The sequence below is a fragment of the Chryseobacterium sp. C2(2020) genome (assembly GCF_014218915.1).
GTDB lineage: Bacteria > Bacteroidota > Bacteroidia > Flavobacteriales > Weeksellaceae > Chryseobacterium > Chryseobacterium mucoviscidosis.
Genome location: NZ_JACLCT010000011.1, coordinates 56,942 through 81,353 on the forward strand (window position 1 = coordinate 56,942; position 24,412 = coordinate 81,353).

General features: G+C 36.5%; 17 protein-coding genes and 2 pseudogenes. 3 read left to right on the top strand and 16 right to left on the bottom strand.

Features of this window, described 5'->3' with window-relative positions; translation table 11 throughout:
* Positions 1–145 precede the first annotated feature (145 nt).
* The 13 genes and pseudogenes from H6W52_RS08495 to H6W52_RS08550 form a co-directional block, all read right to left on the bottom strand.
* Positions 146–1,024: pseudogene (locus H6W52_RS08495) on the bottom strand (ORF6N domain-containing protein).
* Positions 1,024–3,108 carry a type IA DNA topoisomerase gene (locus H6W52_RS08500; RefSeq protein ID WP_002996062.1) on the bottom strand — a complete coding sequence of 695 codons (2,085 nt, stop codon included), beginning with the start codon at positions 3,106–3,108 and terminating at the stop codon, positions 1,024–1,026. Before H6W52_RS08500 ends, H6W52_RS08495 begins: the two are co-directional and overlap by 1 nt.
* A gap of 6 nt (positions 3,109–3,114) precedes the next feature.
* Entirely contained in the window at positions 3,115–4,578 is a 1,464-nt protein-coding gene (locus tag H6W52_RS08505) for a DUF3945 domain-containing protein (protein WP_002996066.1), read from the bottom strand.
* 85 nt (positions 4,579–4,663) lie between these two features.
* Positions 4,664–4,972, bottom strand: a complete 309-nt coding sequence (locus H6W52_RS08510; RefSeq protein ID WP_002996071.1) for a helix-turn-helix domain-containing protein — start codon at positions 4,970–4,972, stop codon at positions 4,664–4,666.
* Between the two features lie 11 nt (positions 4,973–4,983).
* Positions 4,984–5,337: a helix-turn-helix domain-containing protein gene (locus tag H6W52_RS08515; RefSeq protein WP_002996076.1), complete on the bottom strand. Its 354-nt coding sequence runs from the start codon at positions 5,335–5,337 to the stop codon at positions 4,984–4,986.
* A 248-nt stretch (positions 5,338–5,585) separates the two neighbouring features.
* Positions 5,586–6,431: an RteC domain-containing protein gene (locus tag H6W52_RS08520; protein ID WP_002996078.1), complete on the bottom strand. Its 846-nt coding sequence runs from the start codon at positions 6,429–6,431 to the stop codon at positions 5,586–5,588.
* A 530-nt stretch (positions 6,432–6,961) separates the two neighbouring features.
* Positions 6,962–7,465 (bottom strand): GbsR/MarR family transcriptional regulator, encoded by a 504-nt coding sequence (locus tag H6W52_RS08525; RefSeq protein ID WP_116099944.1) that lies wholly within the window; start codon positions 7,463–7,465, stop codon positions 6,962–6,964.
* Positions 7,466–7,585: 120 nt separating this feature from the next.
* Entirely contained in the window at positions 7,586–9,034 is a 1,449-nt protein-coding gene (locus H6W52_RS08530; RefSeq protein ID WP_308196702.1) for a VWA domain-containing protein, read from the bottom strand.
* A pseudogene (locus tag H6W52_RS21215) lies at positions 9,029–9,400 on the bottom strand (thrombospondin type 3 repeat-containing protein); the annotation flags it as partial. The gene H6W52_RS08530 and the pseudogene H6W52_RS21215, both read right to left, overlap by 6 nt.
* A gap of 501 nt (positions 9,401–9,901) precedes the next feature.
* The gene (locus H6W52_RS08535; RefSeq protein WP_116099941.1) at positions 9,902–14,449 is read right to left on the bottom strand and encodes a TonB-dependent receptor plug domain-containing protein; all 4,548 of its coding nucleotides are present in this window, start codon (positions 14,447–14,449) and stop codon (positions 9,902–9,904) included.
* A 3-nt stretch (positions 14,450–14,452) separates the two neighbouring features.
* Positions 14,453–17,224 (bottom strand): hypothetical protein, encoded by a 2,772-nt coding sequence (locus H6W52_RS08540; protein ID WP_116099940.1) that lies wholly within the window; start codon positions 17,222–17,224, stop codon positions 14,453–14,455.
* A gap of 99 nt (positions 17,225–17,323) precedes the next feature.
* Entirely contained in the window at positions 17,324–18,451 is a 1,128-nt protein-coding gene (locus tag H6W52_RS08545; protein ID WP_116099939.1) for a TonB-dependent receptor plug domain-containing protein, read from the bottom strand.
* Between the two features lie 12 nt (positions 18,452–18,463).
* The gene (locus H6W52_RS08550; RefSeq protein ID WP_116099938.1) at positions 18,464–18,982 is read right to left on the bottom strand and encodes an RNA polymerase sigma factor; all 519 of its coding nucleotides are present in this window, start codon (positions 18,980–18,982) and stop codon (positions 18,464–18,466) included.
* A gap of 528 nt (positions 18,983–19,510) precedes the next feature.
* On the opposite strand from H6W52_RS08550, the gene H6W52_RS08555 reads away from it, so the two are divergent.
* Entirely contained in the window at positions 19,511–20,713 is a 1,203-nt protein-coding gene (locus tag H6W52_RS08555; RefSeq protein WP_116099937.1) for an aminopeptidase C, read from the top strand.
* A 277-nt stretch (positions 20,714–20,990) separates the two neighbouring features.
* A complete protein-coding gene (locus tag H6W52_RS08560; RefSeq protein WP_157967285.1) occupies positions 20,991–21,152 on the top strand; it encodes a bacteriocin-like protein in 162 nt (53 codons plus the stop codon).
* Positions 21,153–21,363: 211 nt separating this feature from the next.
* Here the strand turns inward: H6W52_RS08560 and H6W52_RS08565 are convergent, their stop codons facing one another.
* A complete protein-coding gene (locus H6W52_RS08565; RefSeq protein WP_116099936.1) occupies positions 21,364–22,425 on the bottom strand; it encodes an NADH:flavin oxidoreductase in 1,062 nt (353 codons plus the stop codon).
* 336 nt (positions 22,426–22,761) lie between these two features.
* On the opposite strand from H6W52_RS08565, the gene H6W52_RS08570 reads away from it, so the two are divergent.
* On the top strand, positions 22,762–23,151 hold the full coding sequence (locus H6W52_RS08570) for a winged helix-turn-helix transcriptional regulator (RefSeq protein WP_116099935.1): 390 nt from the start codon (positions 22,762–22,764) through the stop codon (positions 23,149–23,151).
* Positions 23,152–23,160: 9 nt separating this feature from the next.
* Here the strand turns inward: H6W52_RS08570 and H6W52_RS08575 are convergent, their stop codons facing one another.
* A complete protein-coding gene (locus H6W52_RS08575) occupies positions 23,161–23,508 on the bottom strand; it encodes a hypothetical protein (protein WP_185216643.1) in 348 nt (115 codons plus the stop codon).
* A gap of 113 nt (positions 23,509–23,621) precedes the next feature.
* Positions 23,622–24,356 (bottom strand): class I SAM-dependent methyltransferase, encoded by a 735-nt coding sequence (locus tag H6W52_RS08580; protein ID WP_116099490.1) that lies wholly within the window; start codon positions 24,354–24,356, stop codon positions 23,622–23,624.
* Positions 24,357–24,412 lie beyond the last annotated feature (56 nt).

Below are 24,412 nucleotides of genomic sequence, written 5' to 3' on the forward strand. Positions count from 1 at the left end.
ACTATAATTTTGTTTAGAATTTTGCTTGAAGCCTAAAATTATAGCGGTAGATAAGTGCCTTTGAAGAAGTGGCAGGGTTTGGCTTTGTGTGGCAGGATTTGTCGCAATGAGCAATAAAAAACCTCTGAAAATTCAGAGGTTCATTTTATGGATTGTTTAGAATTTGGAGCATCCTGCCGACCTCAATATCCATTCTCGAAAAGGCAAACCATTTTTTGCCCAGGTCTTTGAGAGATGCCCCGATGTGGTATAGTTCTGCATTATCAATAATCAAAAAGCGGTCGTGAGCATCGGAGAAAACCTCAATTTCAATCGGAGCATACTGGCTGTTGTACCGTTGTACATCCAGCCGTAGCTGATTGCTGATAGTTTTGGTATAGATTGTAGCGGTTACATTTTCCTTGCGCTTGCCCAGCAAAGTCAGCACTGTATCGTCCACGTAGTTATCCAGCAGGATAATGGAGCTTTTGGCACTTCGTACAATATCCGACACAAAGGCGTAAGCATCGAAAACCTGACCGTTGTAGAAGATGCCATTTTCGCTGTGGAGCTTGTCGCTTTCCAATGCCTTAAAGATTTCCTCAAATTTTTGGTCGGCTTGTAGTTGTTTCAGTTCTATATTATTCAAACGATGAAACAGCGAAGCATTGCTGATAAGCATTTTCCGCATTTCTACAAAGGCATTCATAATCTCAATGCTGACCTTTACCGCTATATCACTTCGCAACAATGCGGACATCATTGCCACTCCTTGCTCACAAAATGCAAAGGGTAGCGTACGCCTCCCGCCCCGTCCAACGTTTGAAGTGCCAAATTAGTACTTCAAAGATTTTACTTCCTGTTCGCTAAGCTGAAAGCAAAAAGTTTCGGGAAAGCGGTTTTGGTTTCTCTTTACAACCCTGTTTAGGGCTTTTGTTTCTACCTGATAGAGCATTGCTAAATCAGCATCAAGAATAACTTGCTTATCCCTAATGGTATGGATAAGCGGTGCTATTTCCTTTTGGGATATGGTAATATCGGTCATTATCTTTTTGGCTTTTTATTATCAAACTCAAAAGAGGTTTTGCAATCGGCATCCAATACGATATAAGCATCGAATTTCTTTCCTGCCTTGCTTTTCATTCCTTTGATAAGATTGGTTTTCCCTTTATTCACAAGGTTTTCAATATCGGAAATACTGATTTGCACTTCGCACACATTGCGAAACTGTATCCAGCCGCAAACTTCATCGGAGCATTTAACAATCTTATCACGGATAATAAGCTGTTGGCTTTTACATTTCGGACAAACCAATTTAGGGAGGCTGTTTTGAGCAATGGAGGTTTGCAGCAATTCATCGGTAATGGACTTTGCAAAGGTTTCCGTTTCCTTTTGAAAACTTCCGGCATTCGCTTCGTTGTTCTCAATTTTCTGCAAAGCGAGTTCCCATTCTGCGGTCATAGCCACGTCCGCAATTTTTCGGTCTTTAACCAATTCGTAAACCTGCAATCCTTTTTCGGTTGGTATTAAAGATTTTTTTTCTCGTTGGATATAGTTACGGGTAAACAGTGTTTCGATAATGGCGGCTCTTGTAGCCGGAGTACCGATACCGATGTTTTGCAGGGCTTTCCGTTCTTCTTCGTTTTCGATTTCCTTACCTGCGGTTTCCATAGCCGACAAAAGCCCAGCTTCGGTATAAAGCACAGGAGGTTTGGTTTTCTTTTCGAGAATGGCAGCTTCTTTTATTTTAAGTTCATCGCCTTTTTTCAATTCGGGCAAATCCTGTATAGGTTCTGCATCATCTTCCGAAAAATTACCCTTAATCATACGCCAGCCTGCTTCCAAAATTTTACAGCCTTTTACGGTGAAATCATAGTGCATTGCCTGTAAGGAAACATCGGTTATTTCTTTGATGCAGGCTTGCGAAATGGCTTCGAGCAGGCGAAAGGCAATCATATCATACACCGCATTTTCGTCTGCACTCAAAACGGACGGGACTTTATCTGTAATCAACAATCCGTGGTGGTCGGTAACACGCAAATCATTTACAATACGCTTATTGAAACGCCCCCATTTAATTTTGGATAAAGCAGCTTTGCAGGTTTCCCTGTTCTGCAATGCCCTCACGAGGTTGGGAATTTCAGCCCACATATCTTCGGGGATGTATTTGCTCCCGGTACGTGGATAGGTAATGAATTTCTTTTCGTACAGGCTTTGAGCAATATTCAAAGTTTTTTCAGCAGAGAGGTTCAGCTTTTTGTTGGCTTCCTTTTGCAAGCCTGTGAGGTCAAAAAGCAAAGGCGGCTGCTCCGTTATATTCTTATTTTCTACGGAAGTAACTGTTACAGTATTACCATTCCTTTCAATAGATTTTAATGTATCATCTGCCAGCTTTTTATCCTGCCATTTGGTAGCAGAAATACTTTTAAAATCAATTTGCTCTTTAGAGTGGGATAATTGTATCTGCCAATATTTCTGTACGGCGAAATTCTTGTTATCTATATACCGTTTGCAAATCAAAGCCAGTGTAGGCGTTTGCACTCTTCCGAGCGAATAAATACCGTTGCCTGCGGCAATGCTCAATGCCTGTGTAGCATTGATGCCTACGAGCCAATCGGCACGGCTTCTGCCTTGTGCCGCCTGATATAATCCGTCAAATTCCTTTCCGTCTTTTAGGTTGTCAAAGCCCTGTTTAATGGCTTTTTCGGTCAGCGAGCTTATCCAAAGCCGTTTAAAGGGCTTACAGCATTTCAGATACTCATAAATGTACCGAAAGATGAGTTCGCCCTCACGACCTGCATCGGTTGCCACGATGAGGCTTTCACTTTGGTTAAACAGTTTTTCAATCACTTTTAGCTGTTTCAATGCACCAGCATCGGCTTGATAGCCTTTGTCTTTTTTGACTTTGCGAACGGTCAGCATAAAAGGGTTTGGAAGTATCGGCAAGGATGCTTTGTCAAACCCCGAAATGCCGTAATCTTCGGGCATTCCCAATCCTATCAGATGTCCGAATGCCCACGTAACAAAATAGCCGTTACCCGTAAGGTAGCCGTCCTTTTTATCGGATGCTCCCACAAGTCCGGCTATTTCCCTTGCTACGCTTGGTTTTTCTGCAATAATTGTTTTCATTATTCACTATCTTTTTACGCCTTTGGATTTTGCAGGTGCTTTGGGTTTGTTCTGTTGTTCCTGCTGTTTTTCATTTTTGGGTGTTTGCTGCCCCGATTTCAAAGGCTCTTTGATATTCTTGGTTGCTTCGTTGGTTTTTCCCTCGGAATTAACCGCAGTCTGCGTTTTGTGGGCTTCGGTTGGTTTCGCTTGGGCTTTGAGCTTGTCGGGATTTTGGAACGAGAAATCTGTTTTGCCAGTTTCTTTGTTGAGCGTGATGTAGCCCTGATATTTTTGTCCTTTTTTATCTATCAGACCATCTATATAAACAGTTTGTCCAGCTTTGAACTTATTGTATTGTTCATCATCAAGTTCCTTACCTCTAAAAGTTCTCGGAGCTTCCTGCGGTTGGCTTTGCTGATTGTTCTGCCGGTTTTCTTGTGTTTGCTGATTATTGTTACTTCTATCAAACAGAAACTCAACATATCTTTTATCCGCATTAAACTGTACATTGGCACTAAACTCATCGCCCTTTTTAGAAATCATTCCTTCCAAATAAAGCGATTTGCCTTCCATCAAGGTTTGTTTTTGCTCATCGTTCAATTTTACACCCTTAATCTCATCGGGAATTTTGACAAATTCGGTCTTCAGGGCAATCAGCTCATTGGTTAGCCTGTCCACGCTGATAATTGACGGCATCAATTCGCCTGTCTTGGAATTGGTCAAGTCAACCACACGACCCATATTCCCCGTTTCGAGCAGGTTTTTCTTATCCTCATCGGTAAACTTGTGTCCGAAAAACTCAAAGTTCAGGTTAGGCTCTTTCCTGATACCGTGTATCGCTGCCACTACGGTTCCGTCCGGTGCAGTCTGTAAAGACAAACGGGCATCTGTGCGAACAATAGCCCCGCCGAGGTTTACGCTTACAGGTACAAGGTCATTGGTCTTGTAACCTCTTAGCAACGGGTCTAAAAGGTTCATTTTTTCAAGGCGTTCTTTGCCTATTCCGAGATTGTTCATTGTTTCCCAATCAATCTGTTCCGGCTTGTAGCGGTATTCGCTGGTATCCGGTGTTGTCTGTGTTGTTGCCATATCATTTTTATTTTCTTGTTTTTGTTCATTTTCGGGTTCGGCTTTTACCTCGTTCTTTTTCATTTCCTTTTCGCCTTCGGGTGTAGGATTATCTACCTGCTTTTGCATTTCCTTAGCCTTATCTACGGCTTCATCAGCCGATACTTTGAAGAATGAAAAATTGGTCGGATTTTTTAACTGCCTCCAAAAGTTAGAGAAGAAGTTGGAGAACAAATCGCCGTGCTTATCCACACGCATAAACTGGCTTTGGTTTTCCTTTGTGGGGTCAGTAGTCTTCAATTTGCCGTTTTCGTCTATGCCGGTAACCGCCTGTATTTTATTCTTTTGCTTATCCAATACCAGTAATATATCCGATAACTGTTCGGGAGTTTGCTGTTTGTTTTCTGTTTCTTCGCTCATAATCTGAATATTTTAAAGTTCAAATGCCGAATGTATATGAAGCGTTTGCTCACTTGCCTGATATGGCAGTCAAAGGCAGTGTTTGTCATCCATTGGCGTTCAGTTTGGGTAAAGGCGGATTAAAACTTTCCCTGATGAACTGATGCACGTCAGACAGTTTGTAATACAGTTTGCCACTTATGGTGTAATAGGGCAACTTGCCGATGGAGCGATACCGTTGCAGGGAACGGTTGCTGATTTTCAGCATTTGCAGTAAATCCTGATTGTCGAGCAATTCCTCTCCGTCAATGCTGTTGCGTTTCTTTTGTAAGCTGTCTATATTGTCGCCCAGCATATCGAGGCGTTCCATTAGGCGTTCCATCCACGCCAAAAATTCCATTCTGTCAATGTTCATAACCGCACGTTTTAAGATTTACCTGATTTCAGCTTTCTACCTTTCTTGATATAGCTTTTGCCTTTTGCCATAAGCTCCTGTACAAATTCATCATTGCTTTGTATAGCATTGGCATTGAGCATATCCTTGATTGCTCCAATCGTATAGAAGTATTGCCCGTAAAGTTTTGAATAAGCTATTTCGCCTTTGGTACGCATACGCCACAAAGTCTTTTCGCTGATGTGCAGGTATTGGCATACCTCGTGGTTGTTCAGCCACAAGTCATCGTAGCTTGTATCATTTAACCTTTTGAGATAATCGGCAATCGCATTGATACGGCTGTTGAGCTGTTGCCACGCTTCTTCTTCGATAGTGATTATTTTCATTGCATTGCTATTAATGTTCACAATGCAAAATTGCTAAGGGTGGCAAAGTTTGTCTGCCAATGTCTGCCAATTGGTTTGACGGTTTTTTGAAAATTTTTGCAATCGGGAAAAACCCTTGTTTAATAAGGGTTTCGAGGGCTTTTGAATTATTAACTACGTTATTTTGCCTTCATTTGCCAATTGGCAGATATGGGTAAAAAAAAGCAGTACACATAAATGTACTGCTTTGAACCAATGCCTTTTAATAGTCAAAGGTCTTTATCCATATATTCTTCCAATGAAACTTTAAGCTGGTCTAAAAATGCCGTTCGGGAACCTGCACGGGTTTTCATTCTGTGGAAAGCGTGATGTATATCATTTACAGGAGTTCGGAACAGGATTTGAAAAATCAAAGCCAGTTTTCTGATACCGATACTTCCGTGTGAGATAGAACTGGAAGCATACAGGGCATATATCAGTTCGATAAGTGCGTTTTGCGAATTAGTCCACGAAATATCCTTATTCACATCGTCATTTAGTAAAACGAAGTCAGGATTTTCTTCGGGATTGATTTTGTTTAGCAAATAAGTATAGAGTAGTTCATTGGCAATAATATGGGCTATTTTGTTATCGTAATAAGTGGAAAAGCTAAGGTCTATTTCAAAAACTCCGCTATTTAAACCATCGTGGTAATTAATTTTTCCGAGCATAAAATAGCTGTGGTCACGGTCTGTTCTTCCTGCACGGTAGTACCTGTAAAAATAGGTATTGCAAATACTCTCCTTATATTCTGATTTGAGAGATTTTAATTCATTCTCGTAATAACTCTGATGTATTTTCCCTGTGCTGACCGGACAGGTCGTTTCAAATCGAAATACTTTATTGTAGTAGATGAGCTTTCCTAAGATTTGGGGTTTGATGTTCTTAAAAAAGTTAATTTCCTGCTGTTCGTTCTTAAACCCACTTTGCACAATCTTGGCTTTTACTTTAAGAAGCATTTCATTCAGGAATAAGGTCATTTGATACGCCTTTTCCGCCGTTGGCATCAAATCGGAAGCGAGTTTATCTTCTTGATACCTTATTTGCGATAATATTTTACTCAACAGGATTTCCATAGCTTAGTCTTTTAAAAGTTATCACTATCTGTTTCGGAATTACATCTATTGATGATGAACCAAAATTTGGAAAATATACTGGAATAAATATCACAGGTTCCCCACAGTGGGGGAATTTTTTTTCATAATTTTTGTATGAGAGGAAAGAAAAAAAGGGTAAAGCACCTATGTACTTTACCCTTTATTTTTTTATATTTGCAGTATTGATTTACAAGGTAATCAGATGAAAGCGAGTGCAGTAAGCACCATTACTAAATCGTTACCGATTGGATTTCCCACTCTTGTAAACTACTCTTTATTAGCCACTTTGGGCTATATTAATCTTTTTTTCATAAATTAAACGGAAATTCTGACTTAAATACTTTGAAAATTTTATTGTTTCTGTAAATTTCTAATTTATATAACTCATGTTCAGATTCATCATATTTGTCAAGATTTTCAATGTGAATATCAAAGGTGGCAATGATGTCTTTTTTGCAACTTATTAAAAGAGGAATTACAAAAAAAATTATCAGGCACTTTTTCATATTTTACTTCAGTAAATTCGTAATCTTCCCAACCAACCAATGATCGTCACTTTTTATGGCAAGATCCATAATATTGTTTATTTTCCCCGTTACAGAACTGAAATCGTCCATTAATCTAATGAACTCTTTCGCTTCGTCAGAATCTTTATCTTCAATATTTTTCAGTTCTTCCAGAAACGAAATTACAGGCTCAATCTCTCTCTTTCTTCTTTCTTTTGTAATCTGCTTGAATAAAAACCAAACGTCTTTTTCAGCAACAAAATATTCTTTACGGTCGCCTTTTACAAATTCTTTTCTTACGATTCCCCAATCCATCAGTGCACGAAGATTCATATTGGCATTTCCTCTTGAAATTTCAAGCTGCTCCATCACCTCATCGGTAGAAAGCGCTTTACCACTCGCTAAAAGCAAAGCATGAACCTGTGCCATCGTACGGTTAATGCCCCAATTGGTCGCAAATGTACCCCAAGTCTGAATGTATTTTTCTTTAGCTTCTGAAAGTTGCATTTTATATTGCTTTTGATTTCTGATACAAATGTAATAATAATTTTTGAACTTTCAATAATTTTTGAAAGTTTATTTAAAATAAAAACAGACATCCTTTGAGAATGCCTGTTCACACTAACTTTAATTTTTTATAATTTTAAATACGTCCCATTGTTTTCCATATAAACATCTCATTAAATAAACACCTTGAGGATAGGAAGTAATATCTATTTTATTATTTCCTTTTGGTAATTTTTCCTGTTTGATTAAAATTTTACCACTGAAATCATATAGGTATAATTCATCAATCTGTTTATTCGACTGTATGTTAATTAATCCTTTTGTAGGGTTTGGATAGATTTTAACCTTAGGGTTTTCTTCATTTTCAAGTTCTACTTCAATTTTTTTATTAATAAATTCATTATTAGACGGCTTCTGACAAGAAGATATTGTTGAACGTTGCAGAATAAGCCTCAACAATAAATCATTTAACTTTTCCACTTCGTAAGAATCTGTTGTTGGTTCGATGTGATGATTTCCGATTCCACTGTGGTTGGTAAGGAATGTGTAGGTTCCGTTTGTAAGCAAAGCAAACGTTCTCATAATATATTCCGTTTCTTTATCTGTATCACTCGCTGCCAAAGGAATAATTGTAATTCCTTTTTTTGCTGCCAGTTTTATTTTATTATATATTTTATTAATATTTTCTTCAGAATAATGTGGTGATGCATCAAGAATCAGAAAAATAATTTTTGTAGAATTTTCTTTGCTCCAGCTAAGTTTATCAATTGAAGAATCCAATGCTTCAACAACTGCTTCAGGAGTATCTCCACCTCCATTAGCATTTTGTTTTTTAATAAAATTCACCAAATTTTCAGCTCTGTCGGAAAAATTAAATTCACGCGTTACATATTCATCACCCTGATCTCTGTAAAATACAGAACCGTAACGAACGTCTGTTGTATTCTGAAGTTTTTTTTCAACTTTTCTCAGTACATCCAATAATTCTGCCTGTAAATAAGAAATCTCATCCCCCATCGATCCTGTAGCATCTACAACAAAAGCTAAATCTAAATTTCTTTTTTGAAGACATGGCGCATCTATTGTAATTATATTTTCACCCTTTTTAAATAAATTTGCTTTAGCTGACAAAGTTTTTCCTTTATCGTCTGTTATATAATATTTCTTCGATAAAGATTGATAATCTATTCTTGGAGCGATCCATAATTCTGCGTTTCCTTTATTATCCGAAACTGCTTCCCAAATAATTTCTTTTTTATCATTCAACAACCTTAATTTCTTACCAATAACTGGTTTTTTGTCTTTATTAACCAACTGAACAGAAACCCTTTTATCAGGGAAAAGTTTCCATTGATTTTTATATTCTGATAAAACAGGAACCGCCATATCCTGCCAGTAATTCCATTTTGAGAAATCATTTACTTCTCCTGCTGTAAGTTTCCCTGCATCCGGAAATTCTTCATAAATTTTTGTTTTCTTACCCTTTGTTTTGGATTTACTAATCTTTACACCTGATATCGATTTTGCTCCCGCAGCAGATAAACTTCGCGGTGAAGATTCAATCTCCATAGCCACGACCGATTTCGGTTTCGGACAGCCGTTATATTCCGGTAATCCGGGAACGGTAGGACACGCATCATCTTTATCCAGAATTCCGTCGCCATCTGTATCCGGCCACGGACAGCCGTTGTTTTCTGCGGGTCCGGCAACCGTCGGACAGGCATCATCCTTGTCTATTATTCCATCTCCGTCGGTATCAGGAAAAGGACAGCCATTATTTTCCACAGGTCCTGAAAGCTCTTTGCATTGATCATCTTTATCGGGAACGCCGTCGCCATCCATATCTGGTAACGGACAGCCTTTATTTTCTATCGGTCCTGCGATTTCAGGACATTTATCTTTCCGGTTTTTAACGCCGTCCTGATCTTTGTCTTTTTCGATGCTTAATTTTTGGGTCTCTTTTTGCTGATCTGTCGCTGTTTTGGTTTTACAGCCCATTACCAACATCAAAGCCAATATGGTAGTTCCTAGTTTTTTCATATGTATTATTTTTCTGAAAATATAATCATTTTCCGTTTCTCTGTTTTAAGGATGCAGATTTTCGGAAAAGTTGCAGTGGAGTTGATATTTTTTTGTTAAAACTTCACCCTCTTCATTTTTATAATTTAAACTTGTTTAAACTAATTTCAGAATTAACCGCAAAAGGGACAAAAGAAAATGTTAAAGCGAATTTCCAGAATAATCAAAGCACTCAAAAGAATAAAAATCAAAGATTTTTAAAAACTATGGTGAGCTTTTTCATTTATAATAATCAACTTTAAATAAAAAATTTAGCAGATCTTTTGTGTGACTTTTGCGGTTAAATAAAAGTTTAAACAGACTTTTTAATTAAATATAAATCAAACAGTTAAAAATTACACGACTTTAAAATAAGCTTTAAGGCTGAATTCTGACTTTTATTCCTTCATTCCAAAATTTTGCTTCCGGCATATAATAAAGGTATGCGTTGCTTGCTTTTCCTGTATATTCTCCTGCAAATTCCACTTTAAGATCCAGATTGATGGTTTTTATTTCGTTGGCATCAAAATGTTCCCAATACAGAACCAGATAATTATCAAAAATTTCGTAATAGGAAACCTGCTTTTTATCCAGAAGATCTTTCAGCAAAGCATTCTGTAAAGTTAATCCTGCCGGAATTCCTATTTTCGCCGTCACCATCGGAAGCTGATTGTTTATTTTATTCTGAATGGTAATTATCATTCGGTCTGTCTCTCCTGTTTTTGCTGTTTCAGATTTTAATTTTGTATTCAGAATTAAAGGAATTTCTGCACTTTTCGGAGCTTTTAACGTGTAATATTCATAATCCAGTTTGTAAGGAAGTCCTCTTTGTGTAGGATAATTGATGCTGATTGTATTTTCTCCGTTTTTAAAAGCAGAACCCACCGAATTATTCGTTCTGATCTCTGCTCCGTTTATTTTTATTAAAGGTTTTTCAGTACCGTATAATTTTTCATTTTTTGAAAAAAATACAGATAATGCTTCCAAAGCCAAAGTTGTTGCCTGAGTAGAACCGAAGCCATAATATCCGTTGAAATTGATTAAATGATCTGCAACTTCAGCAATTTTTAACTGGCTCAACTGCTCATCTTTCTGCAAAGCCATCAGATAAAGTGATAGTGTTTCAGCATTTGCAGAAAATCCTCCGGAACCTGTAAAAGTGGTTTTTGTTTTTAAACTTTTCCCTTCAAACTGACTGTTTAAAAGAGCAACCAACTCTTTATACTTTTGATTTTTGCCTAAATTATAAGAAATATTTGCCATTAAAGCCAACTGATAAGCATCTTTTGTAGCCAAAGCACGTTTCAGATTGATTTCGTAGGCATCGTCCAGATTTTTGATTCCGGTTTTAGACAACGCATACAAAACATACATATTTCTCGACCATGCAAATTCTGAATACGGATTGCTTTTTTCATAGTCTCTTCTTACTTCAAACATTCCGTTCTGATTTTTTTTGGATAAAATAAAAGAGGTAAGATCCTGAATGATTTTAGGTTCAATATTCACATATTTTTTCAAATCTTTAAATTCAAGCAATGCAAAAGCAGAAAGTGCAACATCCGATTCCGAAGATCCGAAGTAAGTGAATCCACCGTCACGGTTTTTATAACTCAGCATTTTCTGATAGCCTTTTTTCATATTCTTGATCACCAGATTTTCGGTTTCCGGTGTAATTTTTTTAATCTGTTTTAAATAATCCAGAATGAAAATATTTGGATAAACCGTTGAAGAAAGCTGCTCAAAACATCCGTAAGGTTCCCTCTTCAGGCGTTCCATATTTTCAAACATCTGCAGTGCATTGTTTTCATACACATAATAAGAAGAAAAGAAACTGCCTTCAATATAATCCGGAATATCAATTTTAAGGTCTTCTGTTTTGTTATTGATAACTGAATAACGGTGCGGAAATCCTTTTTCGTCAACTTTAAAGGGAAGAATCATGGTTTCTCTGAAATCTTCTGATCTTACGGTAAACTGAATATTCGATTCCACCACTTCATTGGTCTGGATTTTCACAAATAATCTGCCTGACTCCAAAGGTTTCAAGGTAATCGCGCTATCTGATTGTACCACATTAACACGATTCGGAACAATAACGTCCATCATTATCTTTTTGGTTTCCGGAGAATTGTTTTTAACCACCACCGGAATCATCATCAGATCTGTTCTTGTAAGATATTGCGGAAGTTTCGCATCTATTGAAATCAGACTTTGAGCGGCATAGGTTGTTTCATCACGCCCGATTAAACCTGAAGAGGAAATTCCTTCCGTCATGATTCTGAAAGTAGAACTGGCATCGGAATTATAAAATTCAACCTGTGCTTTTCCGTTTTTCCCTGTTTCCACAACAGGATTCCAATACAGAGCTTCGCGATAATCGTGTCTGTAAGAAGTGTTTGTCGTTTTGTAGACAGGATAAGAAAAATTTCTTGTGTATTCGTACGAAACCAGACTGTCAGTGGGAATATTCACCAATGCGTAATATGATTTCGGGGTTATATCAAATTTTATCTGAGACCGGAAATTCTTCAAAGAATTAATGACGATCACACCATTTGCACCTCTGTTTCCGTAAATAGCCGTTGCAGCGGCATCTTTTAAAATTGTTACACTGTTGATATCACTCGGATTGATGACTGTTTTAAAATTCTCTACAGGAACACCATCCACAACATACAGCGGATTTTTATTGGCAACAGAAGCATTTCCCCGGATCTGCACATTGAGATAACCTCCCGGCTGATTGGTGGGAGTAATAACAAGTCCTGAAACTTTTCCGGCTAAAGAAGACATAACGTTTGGATTCTGAATTTCCTCAGTTCTGATAGTTGTTACGGAACTGGTAAGCAATTCTTTTTTCTTCATTCCCATTGCTCCCGTCACTACAACCTCTTCTATTCTCTTAGATGTTATGGTATCACTTCTCATGCTTCCTCTTGAAACCGATCGGAAACGTCTGTTTTCGGACGAAGTGTTTTTCGGAATTTCCTTTTCAGCCTCTTCACGCAGTTTTATTTTACCTTCTTCTTTTACGGTTTCTTTTACAATTTCTTCTACATTAATATTATTCAAAGATTTTGCAGCCAAAGGATTTATTGCCAGTCTGTAAGATAAAATCCGGATTTTCACCTGCTGTTTTGGCTGTACAGATTTCGCAATCAGCTTATTGGAATAATTTCTGTTGAGATCATAAAAATAAAACAAGCCGTTTTCTGAGGTCGTCTGTTTCAGGATTTTACCGTCCTCAAGGAAATACACATCGGCTTTTACAGGATTTCCTTTTTCATCTTCTACAATTCCGTAGATGGGATTTTTCTTTTCGGGAAGATATTTGTATTTTCTGTTTTTGATCACTTCGGGAGTCATTTCAAAATAACGGTAACCGTTGGTAAGCATCACCAAATCGAGGCTTCTGGTTCTTTTTTCTTCTTTTTTATCGAAATAAAACTGAGGCCTTTCAATTTTTCCTTTCAGCTCGGAATCCATCAGCAGCCACGAAAGAATATGATTTTGCTTATCGTCTGCATACGTCCAGAGTTTATCATCCACAACGCTCAGAGCCAGATTTGCGGGAATTGGTTTGTTATTTTCGTCTGTGGTTTCGATATTCACAATCACTTTTTCTCTCGGAAGATAATTTTGTTTTACCGGTTTTACTTTCACATTCATCTGTTTGTTTTCATTCGTAAAGACAATGCGTTCTGCCAAAGCAATATTTCGTTCAAACACCGTAAATCGGCAAATACCGATCGGAAGTTCATTTTCCGGAAGTTCTAATTCATTCAATCCTTTTTTTAATGAAATGGTTTTGCTGTACATTTCTTTCTCACGGAAATTTCCTTTGATAATAACATCTTTTTCATCTGCTGATCGGATTTTAAAAACAATCTTCTGATTTTCTTTATTGATATTGAAAACAATTCCTTCATCTTTTGTCATCGGAAGCGGATAAACGGCTGAAATATTCTCAGGTTTCAATACTTTTGCATAATAATTTTCGCCTTTTTTTGGGGTTAAAATAAAATTTCCCATCCCGAAATTGTACGCTGAAGTCTCCGTAATTTTCTGATGGTTTTGGTTAAAAATTTCCAAAGTTGCATCGACAGGTTTTTCAAATTCATCCAAAATTTTAAAGGCAATATTCTGTTCGATCCCATTAATGAAAGTTCCGCCTTCCGGCATGAATTTCACGTCAAGCTTATTCAGTACCATCGGAATATTTCTTGAAATAGATTCTGTAAAACCGTCGAAATTGATTTTAATGGTTAACAGCGCATCGGAAGATTTTAAAACAGCGGGAAGTCTGAATTTCAGTTGATTTTTCCCTTCTTTATCCGTTATCAGCTTTCCCTCTGAAATCTTTTCACCGTTATGCATTACTGTGTAATCTCCTTCGTAAAAAGGAATCGGAAGATTACTGAGACTTCTCATCGAAAAATCGGCAAGAACCTCATCTCCAGCTCCGTATCCTTTTTTAGGGAATTCCAGTTTCATCAGAATTCTTGGCGAGACAATTTTCTGGAGGGTAATTTCCTTCTCAAAAGCATTTTTTCCGTCTTCATTCTGCATCCAGTTGGTGAAAGCGCGCAATTTGTATATTCCGCCCTTCATGTCGCTGTTAAAATAAAAATAGCCTTCCGAATAACCATTTGTAATTTCGTATTTGGCTTTTTTTACGACCGTTCCGCTTGGATCAATCAATTCAAAATTGACGGCTTTGCTCTGATCGGCGGGAAGATTATTTTCTGCCTTTACCGTGTAAATTTTAAAGTACATTTCCTCACCGGGTTTATAAAAAACATGGTTGGTCTGGATGTACGTTTTTTCTTTTTCGAAATTTTTAAACGGTTCCTGAGCTTTTGACAGAGAAGCAAAAACCAGAAAAAATAACCCTAAAATAGATGTTGTAACCTTGAAATTCATACCTTAAAATTGAAATGAAACCATACAGCCAAAAGTCTTATACGACGGAAGATTGAAAAAATCCAGTCCTCTTCCGTTCTCCGAATCGTAGAAGTTCTGATTGGAATCTACGCCACGATTCGCCTGCCAAAGAAGAATATTATTCACATAGAATGTAATTCCCAAACCTTTTTTAAACTGTCCGACATCGAATTTTGCCGTTAGAGAAACCGCATTAATTCTCACATAATCTGCTTTCTGAACATAGTCTTCCGCAACGCCCAAATATCCGTATCTCGTCCATCGGTTTTTTGAAACGTCCTGATTGGGATCGTAAAAATCAACAGGAATCTGATTGGGATTTCCACCGGAATTTACTCCCTGAAAAACATAATTTTTAATATTTCTGTCGTCTCCGGAAGTTTGGGAGCGTCCGTAATAATCGAGAACAGCCTGAGTTCCGTTCCAGATTTGTCCGCCTTTTTTCCATTCCCAATTGATGTCTAAAGTGAGCATTTTATAGGTGAAATTATGATTGAATTTAACGACGAAATCCGGTGTGGGATCTGCAATTATTTTAGATCCATCCGCTTTTTTGGGATAACCGAATTCATCAATTATCAACGCTCCGTTGTTATTTCTTTCGAAATAACTTCCGAGAACCGCTCCCAGAACTTCACCTTCCGACAATGTTTTATAAATGTCTTTAAAACCTGAAACTGCTGTATTATGATATCCCGGATTTACCCGATCCACCATATCTCTGTACTTAAAAAATGAAGCTTTCTGACTCATCCTGAAATCTGAACCCAGATAAACATTATCAAAAAAGAAATTCACTTCCAATCCGCGGTACCTGTGGTCTGCAAGGTTTTTCAGTTTTAAATCGCCATTTTCAAAAACCGGAAAAATATCATTGCTGATTTTCCGCTGAAAATATTCTGCTTCAATGCCTAAATTGTATCTTGAAGTCAGCCTGAAACCCGTTTTCCACTCTCTGGAATCAATATTCAACAGATTTTTAAAGGTTTCAACTTCCTGAACCGGGAAATACCGATTTGAATTCTGCGCATTCAGCAAAGTGGTCGCGTAAGAAGCATAGGATTTTGTAATTTCCGGCTCCGAACTTAGCTGAGTGTAGGCTCCTAACATTTTAAAATTGATATTTCTCCAGTTGAATATTTCTTTAAAAGTAAAATATGCACCCACTTTAGGAAGGAAATAATTATTTTTAAGCGAAGTATTTGAAATGTAGAAAGAATTTCCTGCATTAAACCCCATTTCGAAATCCCTGTAACCATTATAATTTAATCTGTATTCAAAGATATAATCCTGCGAAGTTCTCTGGTAGATGTGGTTTTTACTGTTTAAAGTATTATCAACCTCCGATCTGTTGTTATTGACAATAAAATTGAGATTAAAACGATGGTTCCAACGATATTCATTTATCGAATATTCTCCTGAAATACTGGAATTATAGAGTTTATTGTTTTGCCTTCTCCCATTTCGCAGACCTTCGGGAAAACCATACGTTGAAGGTTTATAACGATCCAGATTCAGAAAGAAATCGTTTTCATAAGATTGTGTGATATTTAGCTTAAAACGATACCAATTCCGCGAAATTCCGACATCGAACTGTCTTCTTTTATCTCTGGAATTGTATTGATTATCTTCATAAAATAAAAATTCAGGATTGTCTGCAAACTTGCTGTAGCTTCTCTGCGAACCATCGGTAAGAAAAATTTTCTGAGCATTCGAAAAAGAAACCGGCGTCAGTAAAGAATTCTGATAAACTCTGTTGAACAACCCAATTCTGTTGGAATTTACCGCTTTATTTTCTTCATATATAAAAGCCGCATTTACATTAAATTTTAAAATTTTCGAACTTAGTTTTGTTTTAAAAGAATTCAGAATACTGTACTGATCCATGAAATACATCTGATCTTTCTGTTGTCCGAGATCCAGTGAAATCCGAAACTTTTCATCGTAATAGTATTCATTATTTTTGAAAAACAGATTCAGCCTCAATTGATTATTGTATCCAACTGTCGTTTTAAAAATGTCGTTGTCATAAGCTTTCGCGGGAGAATTTCCGTTTATAAGAGGAATAAGCTTTCCATTTTGATCATATTCATAAGATTGATTATCAAACTGCAAAGTCGAAATATCCGGTCCGAAACTGAACATTTCATTGGTTTCGGGACCTTTCCAAACCAGTTCTCCGTTTTCAGACCTTCCCTGAACATATTGATTCTGGGTTTTAGGAACAGAATTTCTGCTTTTCACCTCCGCTGAAGTGGTAAAACTTCCGTTTAAAAACAAAAATTTCCGGGTGCGTCCTTTTAAACTGATATAATTTTTACCAATCTCTTTTATTTTTCTAACGGAATAATAATCAAACAAATTAACTTTCAGGTTTTGTCCTGAATTTTCTACGCTAAATTCATCTTTCCGCTCTTTTAAAACCAAACTGTCGTACGTTTTATTCTGAATATTTTGAACACTTCTTTTTTCTATCTGGCTTTCCAAAATAGGTTTCAGCTCACGGGTTCCATATACAACCGCTTTGTTTTTACCGTTGTTCCAAACCAAAGTATCGTAATCTTTTGCTGCGATGATGGCAAAACCTTTTTCATCGGTAAGTTCATAAACTCCGCTGTTTTTGTTCAGAACCTTTAAAAAATTCTGTGGTTTTTCTTTTTCGTTTAAAAATATTCCGGAATAATACCGTTGAGAATTCTGCGCGAAGAGGCAGTTAACCGCAAACAGCGGAAGCAGACAATACAACTTCTTCATGGTCTTTTTGTTGATTAAAAGGCGAAAAAAGAAACCTCCGAAGAAATTTCTTTTTTCAGATTTATATTGAATGAATATTAGTTTTGGAGGTTTAGAAAACTATTTTTTCAGCAGTTTTTCTTTTTTAAGAAGCTTTTTCAGCATTCTTTTTTCTTTTCGGGAAATGTCTTTTGTTTCCACCAGAACAGCTCCATTCGCGGCTTGGTTTCCGAAAAGTGCGGTTGCTGTGTCTGCTTTAAAAACACGGATGGATTCTATTTTTTTAGGATCAATTCTCTTAAAAAGTTCGGAATCTGTTGCCTTTCCGTTGATGACAAACAGCGGACTGTTATTTGCCTTGGATGAACCTTCACAACTGATCGAAATATCGACTTTTCCGGAACCCTGTCTTCCCGAAATTGAATTGATATTGACGCCCGGAACTGCTCCTCGAATTGAATTTATCGCTTCTTTGTTGCCTATTCTGTTTGCCAATCCCTGATAATTTCCTGCAATTGGCTGTTTTGCTTTAAGATATCCTTTATTGTACGCGAGAATTTCAGGTTCCTGAGAAGATTCTTTCAGATCATACGGATTGGTAGAATAGACTGCTTCTGCGGTATCTGCAACTGCGTTAAGCTCCGTAATTTTCTTTTTCTCCGATGAAGATGAATAATTTAGAGAATTCACCATCGAAACTTTTTCTTTCTTAATTCCCATCGCAATTACCACTTCAGTATTTTGATTTTTAGGAGCGTCTTCAATTATTTTATTTTCTCTTTCAAGAACTACCGGTTCTTCATAACGTGCAGGAGAAGCTAATGGAGGAAATGAAACAACAGGAAACGGAGCCTGGATTGCAACTGGCGGAGCTTCAGCAGCTATCGTTACAGGAGGTAAAGTTTCTTTTTGGATATTCACTTTTATAATACTGTCAGCTTTCTGAACGTGTTCCGAAATAGCAGCAGAAGGTTTATTTTCAGAGATGATATTTTTTGCAATAACCTGTTGGGTAACTTCCGCATTGTCTTTTTTATTGGAAAAGTAAAAGATTCCGGAACCGATTAATAAACTTGCGGCAATTCCGTAAGGAAGCCAGATCGGAACTATTTTACTCTTTTTTTCTTCTTTTTTGTCTAATTTTTCTTCCACTTTTGCCCAAACTTTATCAAACCCAGGAAAAGTCGCAGGTTCTTCCAATGTTTTAGAAGCCTCGTTGAATGTTTTATCTATTGAATTGTTTTCCATTGTTGTAAAAGTTTAAATGTTTTGATTAACCAAAAGTTCCTGAAGTCTTTTTCTGGCAAAATTGAGCTGGGATTTTGAGGTTCCTTCACTAATGGAAAGCATGGTTGCAATTTCTTTGTGAGGATATCCTTCGATGGCAAAAAGGTTGAAAATGGCTCTGCAACCTTCGGGAAGAAAGTTCAGAAGGCTTAAAATATCTTTTTCAAAAGACACATTTTCCATCGCAGAATCTGTAGAAACGGCATGATTGTCTTCTAAAGAAATATGCAGTTCTTTAGTGGATCTTAATTTCTGCAAACATTCATTTACTGCAATCTTTTTTGCCCACGCTTCGAAAATATCGGGATTATGAAGCTGGCTCATTTTCGTAAAAATCTTATAGAAGCTGTCCGCCAGAACTTCTTCGATATCTTCATCGTTTTTCAGATACCGCTTGCAAACGGTGTACAGTTTTCCCGCCATCATTTCGTAGACTTTCCGCTGTGCGTTCCGGTCGTTCCGTTGACATTCTAATAGTAACTTTCGTTCCATAATCAGGCTTTATATCTACATAGATGCATAAAATTTCAAAAAGGTTGGAAACATGGTCAACTTTTTTGAAAAAATAATGAATTTTAGTGAAGGCGGCAAATGAATTTAAGAACGAAAACATCTGTAAATGAATTCTATACTTCATATTTTTGAAATATTTTCTTTTTTGATTTTTTTTAAAAATTATTTTCACCAAGTTTATAATGCCGCAATTATCTGAATGTAGTGGAAAAACTGTGGTCAGATGTTTTCAGGATGACAAATTTTAATGGTGTTTACAAATGTTGAAATGAAGGACTTCTTCCTTAGCCGCGATTGAGCGGTCTGTCTGAGCTCTTTTTGAGGTTTCGGCGGCGGCTTCGCCGCGGCTTTGCCGCCGCCGAAACCTCAAAAAAGCGAGTAGCGAAAGCGCGAAACAGCTCCTGATAAAAAACTTTTTTATCGGAAAACCGAAGATTCGATTTAACCTTTCTCTTTGTAACAAATCTTTAATATGAACGACTATTCGTATAAATAATCTTTTTAGTAATGAAAAATTCAAAATTTGTGTCATTACTTTTTGTTTTGTCTGCAGGAAGTATGATGTTTGCACAGGATGACTTAATCAACAAGTTAAAAAACAACCAATCCCAGAATGCTAATTTCCAGTTTACCACGCTGAAAGATGTGGGTGCAACTTCGGTAAAAAACCAGGGTTCTTCGGGAACTTGCTGGAGCTATTCCGGAAATTCTTTCCTTGAGTCTGAAATGCAGAGAATGGGCAAAAAACCGGTTGATCTGGCGGAAATCTACACTGCAAGAAATTCTTACCACGATAAAGCCAAATTATATGTGCTGAATAACGGTGCCATCAGTTGGGGAGACGGCGGAGAACTGCACGACGTGATTAATATGTATAAAAAATACGGAGCGGTTCCACAGGATGTTTACACAGGTTTGAAGCAAGGACAGAGTTTGAATAATTTCTCTGAAATGCAGGGAAAATTGAAACCTGTTCTGGACAGTTTGGTTCAGGCTGGTTCTAAAGGAAAACTGACGGACAACTGGATGTCTTCCGTTGATGCCATTCTGGATGAATATCTTGGAAAAGTTCCTGCCTACTTTACGTATGAAGGAAAATCTTACACACCGCAAACTTTTGCGAAAGAGGTTGTAGGAATCAATCCGGACGATTATGTAGAACTTTCTTCTTACAAGGATTATCCGTATTATCAGAAATTTGTAGTTCCGATTCCGGATAACTGGAGCCATGATTCTGACTGGAACGTACCGATGAAAGATTTAACTTCAATTATTGATAATGCTGTAAATAAAGGATATTCTGTAGGTTGGGCAACGGATGTTTCTGAGCCTTATTTCTCTTATAAAAACGGGGTTGCTTATGTTCCGGACATGGATCTGGATCAGATCACAAAAGAAAATAAAGGAACTTTATTCACAGAACCTAAAAAAGACAAAACGATTACTGAAGATATGCGTCAGAAGGCTTTAAATAACCTTTCTACAACGGATGACCACGGAATGCACATCGTAGGACTGGCGAAAGATCAGTCGGGCAAAGAATATTATATGGTGAAAAATTCCTGGGGTGTAACGAATGATTTTGAAGGGTATATTTACGTAACAAGACCTTATGTAGAATACAAATCGACAGCAATTCTGGTTCATAAGGATGCGCTTCCGAAATCAATTAAAAAGCAACTGAAACCAACAAAAAATATTGGGCTGTAAATCTGATCACTTTTGTCATTATTGATGACAATTTTAGATATTTAAATCTGTTAAAAAACCGCTCTCATTTTTGGGAACGGTTTTATTTTGTTTATTGTTTTTTAAGTAGTTAAAGCTTTACTGTTTAAATATCATGTTGATTTTCTTTAGTCAGATTTAATTTTTTAAATGTAAATCTAAATAATGAATTGAAAGCAGTTTCATTTTTAAGAGCTGTAATATTTTTTCATTCAATGGAGAAATATTATATTTGATAATTAAATTAAATTTATTCAATATGAAAAACTTAAGAAAATTACCAAAATCTGATTTAAAAAGAATTAATGGAGGAAATGCTCCGGAATGTCCAGTAAATACTGTTGAGTGTTACTATCCGCCAAAAAATGGAATTCCGGGATACTGGAAATGTGTTTCCGTTACTTTCGGATGTCCTAATTAAATGTAAATTCAGGTGTCTGAAATTAACGTTATTTTAAATCTTTAGAATATTTAAAAGAAAAAACCGCTTCAGAATCTCTCCTGAAGCGGTTTCGTTTAAAATAATTGATAGGTAAAATTATGTAGAAAGTGAATAGTTAATTCGCTTTGCTGGTTAATGAATGGTTTAATAAAAACTGGCAGCAAAGCAATTCACCATTGACTTTTGACTTTTAATAAAGTGTTGCCATGCTTTCGGCTTTGAAATCCTGAAGTTCGTCCATTTTTCCTTCTTTTACTTTCTTTACCCATTCAGGATCCTGTAAAAGTGCACGACCAACAGCAACCAGATCAAAATCTCCTCTTTCCAGTCTTCTAGTCAGTTCCGTTAAATCCGTCTTTTCAGTTCCGTGTCCTCCGAAAGCTGCCATAAAATCTCCTTCAAGCCCTACAGAACCTACGGTAATGGTTGGCTGTCCAGTGATTTTTTTTGCCCAACCTGCGAAATTAAGATCAGAACCTTCGAATTCAGCTTCCCAGAAGCGTCTTTGCGAACAGTGGAAAATATCAACTCCCGCTTCTTTTAAAGGCAATAACCACTCTTCCATTTCTTCCGGTGTATTCGCTAATTTTACAGAATAATCCTGCTGTTTCCATTGAGAAAGACGAATAATAATCGTGAAATCTTCACCAACCGCAGCTCTGATTGCTTTAACCACATCAACCGCAAATCTGCTTCTTTCTTTCAGGGTTTTACCTCCGTATTCATCGGTTCTTGTATTGGTTACATCCCAGAAAAACTGGTCGATGAGATAACCATGCGCTCCATGAATTTCCAACACATCGAATCCCAGATCTTTCGCAGATTTTGCAGAAGCGGCAAACTGAGCAATGGTATCCTGAATATCTTCCAACGTCATTGTAGAAGCTTTTTCCATCTCAACTGAAGGATAATCTTCTGACATTCTTGTGTCTCCGACGTGCCAGATTTGAGGTCCCATTTTCCCTCCGTTTTCATGAACTGCATCGATTACATTTTTCCATCCGTTCAATGCTTCTGTTCCGTAAAAATCCGGGATATTCTGTAAGTTTTTTGAAGCAGGTCTGTTGATGACCGTCCCTTCCGAAAGAATTAATCCCACTTCGGAAGCCGCTCTTCTTGCATAATAATCTGTGATTTGCTGCGTAGGAACTCCGTTATCGGATTGTGCTCTCGTCATCGGAGCCATTACGATTCTATTTTTAAGTTCTAAATTCTTGTATTTAAAAGGTTGAAATAATGATTCTGTGCTCATTTTTAACTTACTATTTTATAATTGTTACACAAAGTAACTAATAATAGTTCATATTTGTATCTTTTGAATTGAAAAAAGTAGTAACTTTGCAGTAACTTACATTAGTAACTTTAAAGTAACAGATGAGATTTTGCAAGCAGATTGGATTTTAATTTTTATTTAACCACCAACCGAAGGTTCGACAGAATAAAAAGTTATTCATAAGAAATATAAATCTTAAAAATTCTGTATCTCTTATAAGTGAAACGGCATTGTGAAACTTAAAAGCAATTAATTATTAGAAATTTTGTGAACTTCGTGTTCAACAATACGAGTAAAAATTAGAAATAGACCTTTATGAAAAAGAACGAATTAATGCAATACAGTTGTCCTTTGGGAAAAGCAATGTCTGCTTTGGGAAGCAAATGGAAACCCATTATTGTATTGGTGATCAAAGACCGGAAACTGCGTTTTGGAGAATTGGCGGCGAGGATTAATGTGATCTCCAGAAAAGTTCTGACCGACCAGTTGAGAGAAATGGAATCCGATGGTTTGGTAATTCGTGAAGAGTTTAAAGAAATTCCTCCAAGAGTTGAGTATTCACTCACAGAAAAAGGATTGGCTCTCCTTCCGATTTTATATCAACTGGAAGAATGGGAAACGAAATATCATGTGTATGATCCGGAGAAAGAGAAGGACTGTAAAATGATTTTGGAAGGGAAGAAAGTTCAGAAGACGGTTGTTTGATGGTCTTTTTTATTTCTTTAGCTTAAATTTATTACGTTTTACTTTCAAACTTTCAGCATAACTTCCATTAATATAACTCACAAAATCATTATTAATTACTGCTTTTGAACCAGCTTTTGGAACTGAATCATTATATTTAAAGTAAAGAGTATCATTCTTAAACTCATAATTTCCTGTGTAGACATCTTTATCTCTCATCATCCCTTGAGAAATAAATTCAAAACTTTCATCATCATACATTTTCAGATAAACCCAACCTAAGGGAGCTTCCCTGTCTGCTAAAAGCAATTCTTTCCTTTCATTTTTACAACTTGTAACTATTAATAAAAGATATATAAATGAAAATTTTAATTTCATAACTTTTAGTTTAATGGTTAAACAAATATAAATTAAAAACCACCCCCAAAAGAAAGCGGTTTCAAAATTTATCTAAAATCCCAATTAAAATATCGCAGGATATTTCTAAAGATTTACTTTTTTAAAGTCAACATATTAGCAAAAGGCGTAATTTTCTTATTTTCAATAATCTCCAAGCCCGCTTCAGAAATAGATTTCGTCCATTGTTTTTTACTTAAAAAGTGGAATGCTCCGATATTAAAGAAAAGAAAATTTGTCAGATCTCTAAATTGTTCTGAAACAATGATTACACCATCATCTTTTAAAATTCTCTTCGCTTCTTTGAAAAATAAAACTCTTTGGTCATGATCTAAAATTTCGTGAAGTGCAGTTATAGCAAGAATTACATCATGAGATTGATTTTCAAAAGGAAGATGATCCGGTTTAATTTTTATTTCCTTTGGATTGGGTGGAAATACTTTCTTTGAAGTTTCGATTCCTTTTTCCTGTTCGTGACGATTTTCAAAAATATCACAAACCGTTAAATTCAAATCCGGATATTTTTCCTCCAATCGTTTTGACAAAGGATCAAAGCTTGCGTGAACTAAAATTGCATTTTCTGTTTTATTCCAATCTACAATTCCTTTTAACTTCTTTAATTCGTACAAATCTGAATGATCATATAAAATGTAAGAAGCGAGAAGTGATGCAAAAATATTTATTATGATAAGTGCGCTTAAAATTCTTAATATTAAAATAACCGGAGTTGAATTAATCCAAAATGATAATGCACAGAGAAGAACCGAAACAATAAACCCAAGTACTATTTTTTGATAATTAAAAAGGACAACAAGTTTTGTGATTTTCATTATTATGTTTTAAAATCTAATTTACCAATTTCTAACAAAAAACCGCTTCCAAAAAG

Excerpts from the sequence above, each read along its gene's own strand:
- H6W52_RS08520 (WP_002996078.1), bottom strand. The coding sequence starts at position 6,431 with ATGGAAATCCTGTTGAGTAAAATATTATCGCAAATAAGGTATCAAGAA.
- H6W52_RS08550 (WP_116099938.1), bottom strand. The coding sequence starts at position 18,982 with ATGGAACGAAAGTTACTATTAGAATGTCAACGGAACGACCGGAACGCA.
- H6W52_RS08545 (WP_116099939.1), bottom strand. The coding sequence starts at position 18,451 with ATGGAAAACAATTCAATAGATAAAACATTCAACGAGGCTTCTAAAACA.
- H6W52_RS08560 (WP_157967285.1), top strand. The coding sequence starts at position 20,991 with ATGAAAAACTTAAGAAAATTACCAAAATCTGATTTAAAAAGAATTAAT.
- H6W52_RS08570 (WP_116099935.1), top strand. The coding sequence starts at position 22,762 with ATGAAAAAGAACGAATTAATGCAATACAGTTGTCCTTTGGGAAAAGCA.
- H6W52_RS08530 (WP_308196702.1), bottom strand. The coding sequence starts at position 9,034 with ATGGAGATTGAATCTTCACCGCGAAGTTTATCTGCTGCGGGAGCAAAA.
- H6W52_RS08525 (WP_116099944.1), bottom strand. The coding sequence starts at position 7,465 with ATGCAACTTTCAGAAGCTAAAGAAAAATACATTCAGACTTGGGGTACA.
- H6W52_RS08575 (WP_185216643.1), bottom strand. The coding sequence starts at position 23,508 with ATGAAATTAAAATTTTCATTTATATATCTTTTATTAATAGTTACAAGT.
- H6W52_RS08500 (WP_002996062.1), bottom strand. The coding sequence starts at position 3,108 with ATGAAAACAATTATTGCAGAAAAACCAAGCGTAGCAAGGGAAATAGCC.
- H6W52_RS08555 (WP_116099937.1), top strand. The coding sequence starts at position 19,511 with ATGAAAAATTCAAAATTTGTGTCATTACTTTTTGTTTTGTCTGCAGGA.
- H6W52_RS08505 (WP_002996066.1), bottom strand. The coding sequence starts at position 4,578 with ATGAGCGAAGAAACAGAAAACAAACAGCAAACTCCCGAACAGTTATCG.
- H6W52_RS08510 (WP_002996071.1), bottom strand. The coding sequence starts at position 4,972 with ATGAACATTGACAGAATGGAATTTTTGGCGTGGATGGAACGCCTAATG.
- H6W52_RS08515 (WP_002996076.1), bottom strand. The coding sequence starts at position 5,337 with ATGAAAATAATCACTATCGAAGAAGAAGCGTGGCAACAGCTCAACAGC.
- H6W52_RS08565 (WP_116099936.1), bottom strand. The coding sequence starts at position 22,425 with ATGAGCACAGAATCATTATTTCAACCTTTTAAATACAAGAATTTAGAA.
- H6W52_RS08580 (WP_116099490.1), bottom strand. The coding sequence starts at position 24,356 with ATGAAAATCACAAAACTTGTTGTCCTTTTTAATTATCAAAAAATAGTA.
- H6W52_RS08535 (WP_116099941.1), bottom strand. The coding sequence starts at position 14,449 with ATGAATTTCAAGGTTACAACATCTATTTTAGGGTTATTTTTTCTGGTT.
- H6W52_RS08540 (WP_116099940.1), bottom strand. The coding sequence starts at position 17,224 with ATGAAGAAGTTGTATTGTCTGCTTCCGCTGTTTGCGGTTAACTGCCTC.